The sequence below is a fragment of the Sandaracinobacteroides sp. genome (assembly GCF_057137845.1).
On record NZ_DBNHFX010000116.1, the window covers coordinates 41,004 to 50,355 of the forward strand.

At 67.2% G+C, this 9,352-nt stretch carries 9 protein-coding genes; 4 read left to right on the top strand and 5 right to left on the bottom strand.

Going from position 1 to position 9,352, the window contains the following annotated elements:
- Positions 1 to 387: 387 nt before the first annotated feature.
- Entirely contained in the window at positions 388 to 1,287 is a 900-nt protein-coding gene (locus AC16JP_RS06220) for a peptidoglycan DD-metalloendopeptidase family protein (RefSeq protein ID WP_484339745.1), read from the top strand.
- On the opposite strand, the gene AC16JP_RS06225 is transcribed toward AC16JP_RS06220, so the two are convergent.
- Positions 1,288 to 1,914, bottom strand: coding sequence for a hypothetical protein (locus AC16JP_RS06225; RefSeq protein ID WP_484339736.1), 627 nt, complete (start codon positions 1,912 to 1,914; stop codon positions 1,288 to 1,290).
- 89 nt (positions 1,915 to 2,003) lie between these two features.
- Between AC16JP_RS06225 and gyrA the strand changes: the two genes are divergently transcribed.
- Genes gyrA through AC16JP_RS06240 form a run of 3 tightly spaced genes read left to right on the top strand, consistent with a single transcriptional unit; the run spans position 2,004 to position 6,759 of the window.
- Positions 2,004 to 4,754 (top strand): DNA gyrase subunit A, encoded by a 2,751-nt coding sequence (gene gyrA / locus AC16JP_RS06230; RefSeq protein WP_484339737.1) that lies wholly within the window; start codon positions 2,004 to 2,006, stop codon positions 4,752 to 4,754.
- Complete coding sequence (gene tsaD / locus AC16JP_RS06235; RefSeq protein ID WP_484339738.1) at positions 4,751 to 5,785, top strand: tRNA (adenosine(37)-N6)-threonylcarbamoyltransferase complex transferase subunit TsaD; 1,035 nt, start codon at positions 4,751 to 4,753, stop codon at positions 5,783 to 5,785. The genes gyrA and tsaD overlap by 4 nt, the downstream gene beginning before the upstream one ends.
- A complete protein-coding gene (locus AC16JP_RS06240) occupies positions 5,782 to 6,759 on the top strand; it encodes an NAD(P)H-dependent glycerol-3-phosphate dehydrogenase (protein WP_484339739.1) in 978 nt (325 codons plus the stop codon). The genes tsaD and AC16JP_RS06240 overlap by 4 nt, the downstream gene beginning before the upstream one ends.
- Positions 6,760 to 6,811: 52 nt before the next feature.
- On the opposite strand, the gene AC16JP_RS06245 is transcribed toward AC16JP_RS06240, so the two are convergent.
- From AC16JP_RS06245 to AC16JP_RS06260, 4 genes are all read right to left on the bottom strand, one after another.
- Entirely contained in the window at positions 6,812 to 7,195 is a 384-nt protein-coding gene (locus AC16JP_RS06245) for a VOC family protein (protein WP_484339740.1), read from the bottom strand.
- Between the two features lie 97 nt (positions 7,196 to 7,292).
- Complete coding sequence (locus AC16JP_RS06250; RefSeq protein WP_484339741.1) at positions 7,293 to 8,147, bottom strand: CPBP family glutamic-type intramembrane protease; 855 nt, start codon at positions 8,145 to 8,147, stop codon at positions 7,293 to 7,295.
- A gap of 55 nt (positions 8,148 to 8,202) precedes the next feature.
- Entirely contained in the window at positions 8,203 to 8,790 is a 588-nt protein-coding gene (locus AC16JP_RS06255; RefSeq protein WP_484339742.1) for a hypothetical protein, read from the bottom strand.
- Positions 8,787 to 9,152 carry a PadR family transcriptional regulator gene (locus AC16JP_RS06260; RefSeq protein WP_484339743.1) on the bottom strand — a complete coding sequence of 122 codons (366 nt, stop codon included), beginning with the start codon at positions 9,150 to 9,152 and terminating at the stop codon, positions 8,787 to 8,789. Before AC16JP_RS06260 ends, AC16JP_RS06255 begins: the two co-directional genes overlap by 4 nt.
- Positions 9,153 to 9,352: the final 200 nt, after the last annotated feature.

A 9,352-nucleotide genomic window follows, 5' to 3' on the forward strand; every position in this document is an offset into this window, starting at 1 on the left:
ATCCTCGGGCGGGTGACTTCTGACACCAAGGGGGCGGCAGCACCCCCGCGCTGCCGCCCCCGCCGTGACGATCTCATGATCAGGTGACGAACCTGTCTCGTGTCGGCAGTTGCCCCCGCCGAACCCGCCAAGAGATGCACGTCCTGTGCCAACCTGCGCAAAAATATTATACTGCGTGATTCCAGTATATTGCGATTTTGCAATCAAGCCCGCTTTGCCAGACCTGTAAATTTCTCCGACAGGCTGTGGCCCCACCGGGCATCCCGCAGCGGATTTTCGCTGCATTCCGTCGCCCGTGCAGCCCGGCCCGTCCGGATTGGCAGGCTGGTGCCGCCTGCCAGCGATTCCCCACCGCTGCATTTTTGTTCTAAGGGCTGCTTCGTGCGGATGAATTGCCCCCGGATTTCCGTTTTCCTGCTGGCGCTTGCCGTGGCGGCCTGTTCGGCTCCGCCGCCTCCGCGCGGCTATCCGCCGCGCGGCAAGGCGCAGGCCGGCAAACGCGCTGCCGCCAAACCCTCCGGCCCGCGCTGGCGGGCGGTGCCGGCCGTCGCCGATGGCGCTGCCGTGCCGGGCGGCAGGCGGCACATCGTCAAGCGCGGAGAAACCGGGATCGCCATCGCCAACGCCTATGGGGTTCCGTGGGGCCGGATCGCCGCCGCCAACAGCATCGACCGCGACGCCACCATCCAGATCGGGCAGGCGCTGTTCATCCCCACCGCCGCCGCCCCGGCCCGGCCCGCAGCAAAGCCACGGCCAAGGCCCGGCCCCGGCGCCACGCCCGAGGAAGTCGCAGCGTCGTTCCAGCTCGACATCGACGACCTGATCACCGGTTCGGCACCGGCCGTCGCCGCCCGCCCGGATGGGCCGCCACGGCCGCAGCCCCCGGCACCGCAACCGGTCGCCGCTGTGCCGCCGCTTTCCTGGCCGGTCGATGCGCGGGTGATCCTGTCGCGCTTCGGGCCAAAGGCCGGCGGACGCGTGAACGACGGCATCAACATCAAGACGACGCGTGGCGCCACGGTCAGGGCGGCCGCCGACGGCGAAGTCATCTATGTGGGCGACGCCATCGCCGGTTTCGGCCTGATGATGCTGGTGCGCCACGCGGGCGGCACCGTCACCGCCTATGCTCATCTGGAAGATGCGCTGGCCGACCGGGGCGACCGTGTGCAACGCGGGCAGCCGATCGCGCGGGCCGGCAGCAGCGGCAGCGTCGACGAACCGCAACTGCATTTTCAGGTGCGGCAGGGGCGGCGGACGCTCGATCCGCTCGCCTATCTGCCGCGCTGATCAGCGACCGGGGCAGGCCGCCTCGGTCTGGACGGTGAAGCTGGTGGTGGCGGCGTTGCCGGGTGCTGCAACCGTCAGATCGACGCGGGCGGGCGTCGCACTGTGCGTGGTCAGGCGGATCAGCCGGCAATCATGCGGGAAACAGTCGTTCAGCACCGGATCCTCGGCCGCCGGCGTGCGCCCGCCGGATGCGCGCAGGTGCGTGATCGAGACCGCCGCCGCAGGCGGGGCGGTCAGGGTGATGTCCTGCCAGCCGACATTGCGGCCGCGAACGGCGACGATGTTGTCGATCGACGGGTTGGTCGGGCACTGCAACGTCGGCCGCTGCATCCCGCTGATCGAGCGCACCGGACCCAGTTGCAGGCTGGCATAGCAGTCGCGCCGGGGCTCGCGGGTTTCCGCCCGTGCCGGGCCGGGCTGGCGGCAGCGGGTCACGGGGCCGATCTTTTCCGTGGTGAAACCGCGCGGGCAAGTAAAGCCGCGCGGCGTCAGTTGCGCCGGAATCACATTGTCCGGTCCGCGCACCTCTACGCGGGCGGATGCCGGCAGGGCGGCACAATGGCTGTTCTGGGCGGCAGCCGGGACGGCAAGGGCCAGTATGGCAACGGCAGTGGTTCCAAAACGCATGCATCATTCTCCGTCGGGTGGTCGCGCCGCCATCCTGCCGCCTTCGCGCGCGCTTTCCAATCCCGTTTCAGACGACTAGGGAAGATCGCATGTCCGACACCCTTGCGACCGAACCTCCTGCCCCCGGCAGCGACATCGCCCCCGTCAACCTCGTCGAGGAAATGCGTTCCTCCTATCTCGACTATGCGATGTCGGTGATCGTAAGCCGCGCCCTGCCGGACGTACGCGACGGGCTGAAGCCCGTGCACCGGCGCATCCTGTTCGGCAGCCACGAGAACGGCTTCACCAGCAACAAGCCCTATCGCAAGTCGGCCCGCATCGTCGGCGACGTGATGGGTAAATATCACCCGCACGGCGACAGCGCCATCTACGACGCCCTCGCCCGCATGGCGCAGGACTGGTCGATGCGCCTCACCCTGATCGACGGTCAGGGCAACTTCGGCAGCATGGACCCGGATCCGCCGGCGGCCATGCGCTACACCGAAGCCCGGCTTTCGAAGCCCGCCGAAGCCCTGCTCGACGACCTCGACAAGGACACGGTGGATTTCGTCCCCAACTACGACGGCCAGGAACAGGAACCTGCCGTGCTGCCGGCGCGTTTCCCGAATCTGCTGGTGAACGGCGCAGGCGGCATTGCCGTCGGCATGGCGACCAACATCGCCCCGCACAATCTGGGCGAAGTGGTGAACGCCTGCCTCGCGTGGCTCGACGACCGGTCGCTCACCTCGGAAGCGCTGATGGAACATGTCCCGGCGCCGGATTTCCCAACGGGCGCCCTGATCCTCAGGACCAACGGCATCGCCAGCGCCATGACCACTGGGCGCGGCTCGATCATGATGCGCAGCCGCCACGACCTCGAAGACCGTGCGGGCCGGGGCCAGCAACTGGTGCTGACGGAAATTCCCTATCAGGTCGGCAAGGCCGGCCTGGTGGAAAAGATCGCCGACGCCATCAAGGACAAGCGGGTCGAAGGCGTTTCCGACCTGCGCGACGAATCCAACCGCGAAGGCGTCCGCATCGTCCTCGAACTGAAGCGCGACGCTGTCCCCGAGGTGGTGCTGAACCAGTTGTGGCGGCACACGCCCGCGCAATCCAGCTTCGCCGTCAACATGCTGGCGCTGCGCGGTGGTCGCCCGGAACAGCTTTCGCTGCGCGACGTGATCGAAGCCTTCGTGCTGTTCCGCGAGGAGGTGATCGGCCGCCGTTCGCGCTTCCTGCTGGCAAAGGCGCGCGACCGGGCGCACCTGCTGCTGGGCCTGGTGATCGCTGTTTCGAACCTCGACGAGGTGGTGGCGATCATCCGCGGATCGCCGACACCCGCCGACGCGCGCGAAGCACTGATGACGAAATCGTGGCCCGCCGCCGAAATCGCCCCTTATGTGGCGCTGATCGATGACGACGCCTCGCTGCCCGGCGACATGGCCGACGGCTACCGCCTTTCCGAAGCACAGGTCCGCGCCATCCTCGACCTTCGCCTGCACCGGCTGACGGCGCTCGGCCGCGACGAGATCGGCGACGAGCTGAAGGAGCTGGCAGCCACCATCGCCGACCTGCTCGACATCCTTTCCAGCCGGGCGCGCCTCGTCGAGGTGCTGCGCGGCGAGCTGATCGAAGTCCGCGACCAGTTCAGCACGCCGCGCCGTTCGGAACTGGTGCAGGCCGACGATGTCGAGGACGAAGATCTGATCGCCCGCGAAGACATGGTGGTCACCGTCACGCACTCGGGCTGGATCAAACGGGTCAGCCTCGACAGCTATCGTGCGCAGAAACGCGGCGGCAAGGGCCGCACCGGCATGGCGACCAAGGAAGAAGACGTCATCACCGAACTGTTCGTCGCCATGACGCACGCGCCGGTGCTGTTCTTCTCGACCTTCGGCAAGGTTTACCGGATGAAGGTCTGGAAACTGCCCGAGGGGACGCCGCAGTCCAAGGGGCGGGCGATGGCGAACCTGCTGCCATTGGAACCGGGCGAAACCATCCAGACCGTGCTGCCGCTGCCCGAAGACGAAGCCGAATGGAGCCAGTTGCACGTCATGTTCGCAACGGCGCGCGGCCTTGTCCGGCGCAACAGCATGGACGCATTCGCCAACGTGCCCTCGAACGGCAAGATCGCCATGCGCTTCGAGGAAGGCTCGGACGACCGGCTGATCGGCGTCGCGCTCTGCCATGAATCGCAGGACGTGCTGCTGGCGGCGCGGTCGGGCAAGGCAATCCGCTTCGAAGCGACGGCCGTCCGCGAGTTCCAGAGCCGGACATCGACCGGCGTGCGCGGCATGGATCTGGAACAGGGCGACGAAGTCATCTCGCTTTCGATCCTGCGCCGGGTGGGCACCACCACCGAGGAACGCGAATATTATCTGAAGTCGGCCGCATGGAAGTCCGATCCGGCACCGCTTGAGGGGCTGGACGACGAGCGGTTCGCCTATCTGACCGAGGCCGAGCAGTTCATCCTGACGATCACCGCCAACGGCTATGGCAAGCGCAGTTCGGCGTTCGAATACCGGCGCACCAACCGGGGCGGCAAGGGGATCGTCAACATCGACACCTCGGATCGCAACGGCCATGTCGTCGCCAGCTTCCCCGTAGAGCCGACCGAGCAACTGATGCTGGTGACGGATCAGGGCAAGCTGATCCGCATGCCGGTGGGCGACATCCGGATCGCCGGCCGCGCAACGCAGGGCGTCACCCTGTTCCGCGTCGCCGACGCCGAACATGTGGTGTCGGCGGCCCGCATCCGCGAGAGCGACGACGACAGCGACAACGACGGCGACACGAACGAAGGCGCCGAGGGCGGCGAAGGCGCCGAGGGCGGCGAAGGCGACGACGCCGGCAACGCATGACGCTGGTGCTCGGCATCGAGTCGAGCTGCGACGAAACCGCCGTCGCGCTGGTGACGGCCGATCGCCGGATTCTGGCCGAGCGCATCGCCAGCCAGGAGGAAGCGCACCGGCCGTTCGGCGGCGTGGTGCCTGAACTGGCGGCGCGCGCGCACGCCGAACGCATCGGCCCGATGCTGCGCGACGTGCTGGCCGAAGCCGGTGTGCAGCCCGGCGAATTGAGCGGGATCGCCGCAACCGCCGGTCCGGGCCTCGTCGGCGGGGTGATGGTGGGGCTGGTTGCCGGAAAGGCACTTGCCTTTGCCGCCGCAAAGCCGCTCTGGGGCATCAACCATCTGGAAGGCCATGCGCTGTCGCCGCGCCTCGTCGATCCGGCGCTGCGCTTTCCCTATCTGCTGCTGCTGGTTTCAGGGGGTCACTGCCAGTTGATCGCAGTCGAAGCTGTCGGCCGCTATCGCCGCCTTGCAACCACCATCGACGATGCGGCGGGTGAAGCCTTCGACAAGGTGGCGAAAATGCTGGGGCTGGGCTTTCCCGGCGGCCCCGCCGTCGAGCACGCGGCGCAGCAGGGCGACAGCCGCGCCGTGCCGCTGCCGCGCCCGCTGGTCGGTTCCCGAGAGCCGCATTTCAGTTTCGCCGGGCTGAAAACCGCAGTGCTGCGCGCCCACCAAAGCGGCCAGTTCCGCCCGGCCGACATTGCCGCCAGCTTTCAGGCCGCCGTCACCGACTGCCTTGCCGACCGCACCCGTATCGCCCTGCGCCGCATGGCCGGGCCGACGGCGCTGGTGGTGGCGGGCGGTGTCGCCGCCAACCGGGCCGTGCGCGCCGCACTCGAAGATGTGGCGCGCGCCAACGATCTGCCGTTCGTCGCCCCGCCGTTGCGCTTGTGCACCGACAACGCGGCGATGATCGCATGGGCGGCGCTTGAACGAATGCAGGCCGGCCTCGATCCCGAACCAGACCCGCAGGCGCGGCCGCGCTGGCCGCTGGATCCGACTGCGGAACCCGCACGCGGAGCAGGAGTGAAAGCATGATCGCAGTCGTTGGTGCAGGCGCCTGGGGAACCGCGCTTGCCAATGTGATGGCGCAGTCGGCCGATGTGCTGCTGTGGGCGCGCGAAGCCGAAGTCGTCGATGCAGTGAACCGGACCAACAGCAATCCGCTGTTCCTGAACGGGATCAGCCTGTCGCCGCGCATCAGGGCGACCGACGATCCGGGCGCACTTGGCATGGCGGACCTCTGGCTGGTGGTACCGCCCGCGCAGTTTCTGGGCCGTGTGCTGGCGCAGGCGCCGCTTGCCCACCGGCCGACACTGGTGCTGTGCGCCAAGGGCATCGAAGCGGGAACCCACCGGCTGATGGCCGAGGTAGCCGCCGAAGCCGCGCCGCATTCCGATCTTGCCGTGCTGTCCGGCCCCAGCTTTGCCGCCGAAGCGGCGCGCGGCCTGCCAACCGCCGTGACGCTGGCCGCCGCATCGCTGGAACAGGCGGTTGCACTCTCGGAACGCCTCGCCCGGCCGTCGTTTCGTCCCTATGCGTCGGACGATGTCGTCGGCTGCGAGATCGGCGGCGCAGTCAAGAATGTGCTGGCGATCGCCTGCGGCGTGGTGATCGGCGCCGGGCTTGGCGAAAACGCCCGCGCAGCGGTGATCGCGCGCGGCTTCGCCGAGATGACCAGGTTCGGCGTGGCGCGTGGCGGGCGGCCGGAAACGCTAGCCGGGCTTTCAGGGCTTGGCGATCTGGTGCTTACCTGCGGTTCCACGCAGTCGCGCAACATGTCTCTGGGGATCGCGCTGGGGCAGGGGCAATCGGCGGAACAGGCGCTGGCGGGCAAGCGCAGCATTGCCGAAGGCGCAATGACGGCGCCGGTATTGCAGGAGGCAGCGGATGCGGCCGGAGTGGAGATGCCGATCGCCCGTGCGGTTGCCGATCTGCTGGCAGGCCGCGCCAGCGTCGCCGAAGTGACCGACCGGCTGCTCAGCCGCCCGCTGAAACCGGAACTGGAATAGCCTGCCAACCGTTCGGCAGCGGCAACCAAAGCCGCCGCTGCCGCAAGGTCGTTCAGGCAGGCATCCGATACAGCCCGCAGAGCTTGTTGCCCGCCGGGTCGCGCAGATAGGCCAGATAAAGCTTCATCGCACCGCCGTCGCGCACGCCCGGCGGGTCCTCGCAGCTCGTGCCGCCCGCTGCCACGCCCGCCGCGTGCCATGCGTCGGCCTGCTCGGGCGAGGCCATGGCAAAGCCGATGGTCGAGCCGTTGCCGCAGCAGGCGGGCTGGCCGTCCAGTGGCTTGGTGATTGCGAAAATGCCGGTCGGCGTCATCCAGAACACCCGGCCCTTGTCGTCTTCGGCGCCGGGCGCAATACCCATCGCTGCAAAGATGGCGTCATAGAATGTTTTGGATTTCGCCGTGTCGTTGGCGCCCAACATGATGTGGCTGAACATCTCTCTCCCCTTTGGTGGCTGTCGGCGCACCGGAACGGCGCGCGCCGACATTCCTGCCGCAGCGCGCTGCCGCTGTCGATTCCTCAAGGATCATAGGTTACCGGCGAACCGGCGGCTTCACCGCATACAGCACCGCTGCCGCCGCAAACGCCGCCACACCAAACAGAACGGCCCCGAATTCCGCCGACCAGCCACTTTCCCACAGTTTGCGGTTGAACGCGATCGAACCCGCCGCATTGACGATCCCGTGCAGCCAGATCACCGGCACCAGGCTGCCACCACCGATGCGCCACACCCTGGTCATCAGCAACGACAGCGCCATCACTCCGCCAACATAGATCGGCAGGTAGGTCCAGAATGGAATGCCGTCGCGCCAATCGGGAAATATGGCCATGATCGGCAGGTGCCACAGCGCCCAGACCATGCCGACGACCAGCGACGACCGCAGTTCCCCATGCTTCACGATCAGGCGAGGCAGCAGATAGCCGCGCCACCCGCCTTCCTCGCCGACCGGGCCGGCACCCACGATGGCGGTGGCAAGCCCGTTCAGGATCGAAACCGGGAAGATGGTCAGATAAAACAGCGCGGGCGTCATGCCGCCGGAAGCCGCCGGGATCGGCGTGTAACCGAATACCGCAGTCAGCAGAAGCAGTGCAGCCGGGAACGGCACCAGCGCGGCGGCATAGGCCCGCCATCCGCATCGCACATGGATGAACGCCCGGAACCATGCCTTCAAAGCGCCGCCGCCTTCGAAGGCCGTTGTGATGGCCGCAGCCAGCCCCGGCACGAACGAGCCTGCCAGCACCACCATCATCATGCCGCCCGGCGCATCGATCTGCCGGGGTTGCCCGACGAGATACCAGCCGGCGATCCAGATCGCCCAGCTTCCGGCATAGGTGCCCAGCACAAAACCCCATGGAAAACCGCCGGAACGGAGATCTCGGATTCTCATTTTGCAATCCTTGTATTGCAATGTTTTTGGATAAATGAACCGGGCGCCGATGGGATCATGGCCGGCGCATCAGCCGGCGCAGGCCCTTTGTCAGCAGAAGATAGATCAACGCAGCCAGCCCCAGTGACACCGGGATCGACCACCACCCCAGAAGTTCCTGGGCCTCGGCGGTTCTTGCCACGATCCCGGCCGCGATGCTGCCGTCGGGGTAGCGGAACAGGCCCACCCGGTCCGACAGAAAAGGTTTCGACACCGCCACTGCGATGAACGCGGCGATGAACAGATAGCCGATGGCAAACAGCGTTGCCCCCGCCACCCGGCCGCCGCCTGCAAGCGCTGTGTGGAACAAGCCCCTGCCCACCGCCAGCGGGCTGTAGCTGCGGGTTGCCTGCTGGATGTGATGGTCGGCCAGCAACGGGCGAAGATAGTCGATCGGGGCGCCAAGGCGGGCAAGCGCAGCTTCCAGCCACTGCAACGGATCCTCCGGGCCGGTCTGGGCGGCCATGCTGTCCAGCACATGCTGCTGAAGGTCGGCGCGCAATGCATCGGCGTCGTCGCCAAGCGGGGCGCTGTGGCGGTCGAACACGGCGAAATAGGCATCCCACATTCTGGCTGCCGCCGAATCCTCGAATGGCGCCGTCATGGTCTTTCTCCGGCAAGCAGGGTGTCGACCGAGGACGAAAGCCGCGTCCAGCGCGGAATCATCGCTTCAAGCAAAGCAAGGCCGTCGGCCGTCAGCGTGTAGTATTTTCGCGGGGCGCCGCCCTCACCGTCGCGCAACTCGGCTTCGATCAAGCCGTCTTTCGCCAGCCGCAGCAGCAATGGATAGATCGTGCCTTCGGGAACGTCGATCTGCGCCCGCGATGTCAGGCTGGTCGTCAATTCAAAGCCGTAATGCTCGCGGTCGCGCAGCGTCAGAAGGATCGCGAATTCCAGGACGCCCTTGCGCAACTGCACTTCCCAACGCGCTGTCTGGTCGGCCGAATCGCTGCTGTCCCTTGTCATGCAAGGTTTGTGGATCAACTACCCTTGCAACGCAAGATAATGCCGCCGCGCCGTGCAGGCACAGGATATTGCAAAACGGGCAGACCGTGGTCCGGCCTGCCCGCAGTCGGCGGGGCATCCCCGCCAGCGCCTGTTGATCGGTGCCGCCGCAGCCGGCGGTTCTAGTTATGTTGACGGCGCATGAAAGGCGGAATTCTGGT

What these genes read in the sequence shown, in the direction of transcription:
- AC16JP_RS06220 (WP_484339745.1), top strand. Translation starts at nt 388, where the DNA reads ATGAATTGCCCCCGGATTTCCGTTTTCCTGCTGGCGCTTGCCGTGGCG.
- AC16JP_RS06225 (WP_484339736.1), bottom strand. Translation starts at nt 1,914, where the DNA reads ATGCGTTTTGGAACCACTGCCGTTGCCATACTGGCCCTTGCCGTCCCG.
- gyrA (WP_484339737.1), top strand. Translation starts at nt 2,004, where the DNA reads ATGTCCGACACCCTTGCGACCGAACCTCCTGCCCCCGGCAGCGACATC.
- tsaD (WP_484339738.1), top strand. Translation starts at nt 4,751, where the DNA reads ATGACGCTGGTGCTCGGCATCGAGTCGAGCTGCGACGAAACCGCCGTC.
- AC16JP_RS06240 (WP_484339739.1), top strand. Translation starts at nt 5,782, where the DNA reads ATGATCGCAGTCGTTGGTGCAGGCGCCTGGGGAACCGCGCTTGCCAAT.
- AC16JP_RS06245 (WP_484339740.1), bottom strand. Translation starts at nt 7,195, where the DNA reads ATGTTCAGCCACATCATGTTGGGCGCCAACGACACGGCGAAATCCAAA.
- AC16JP_RS06250 (WP_484339741.1), bottom strand. Translation starts at nt 8,147, where the DNA reads ATGAGAATCCGAGATCTCCGTTCCGGCGGTTTTCCATGGGGTTTTGTG.
- AC16JP_RS06255 (WP_484339742.1), bottom strand. Translation starts at nt 8,790, where the DNA reads ATGACGGCGCCATTCGAGGATTCGGCGGCAGCCAGAATGTGGGATGCC.
- AC16JP_RS06260 (WP_484339743.1), bottom strand. Translation starts at nt 9,152, where the DNA reads ATGACAAGGGACAGCAGCGATTCGGCCGACCAGACAGCGCGTTGGGAA.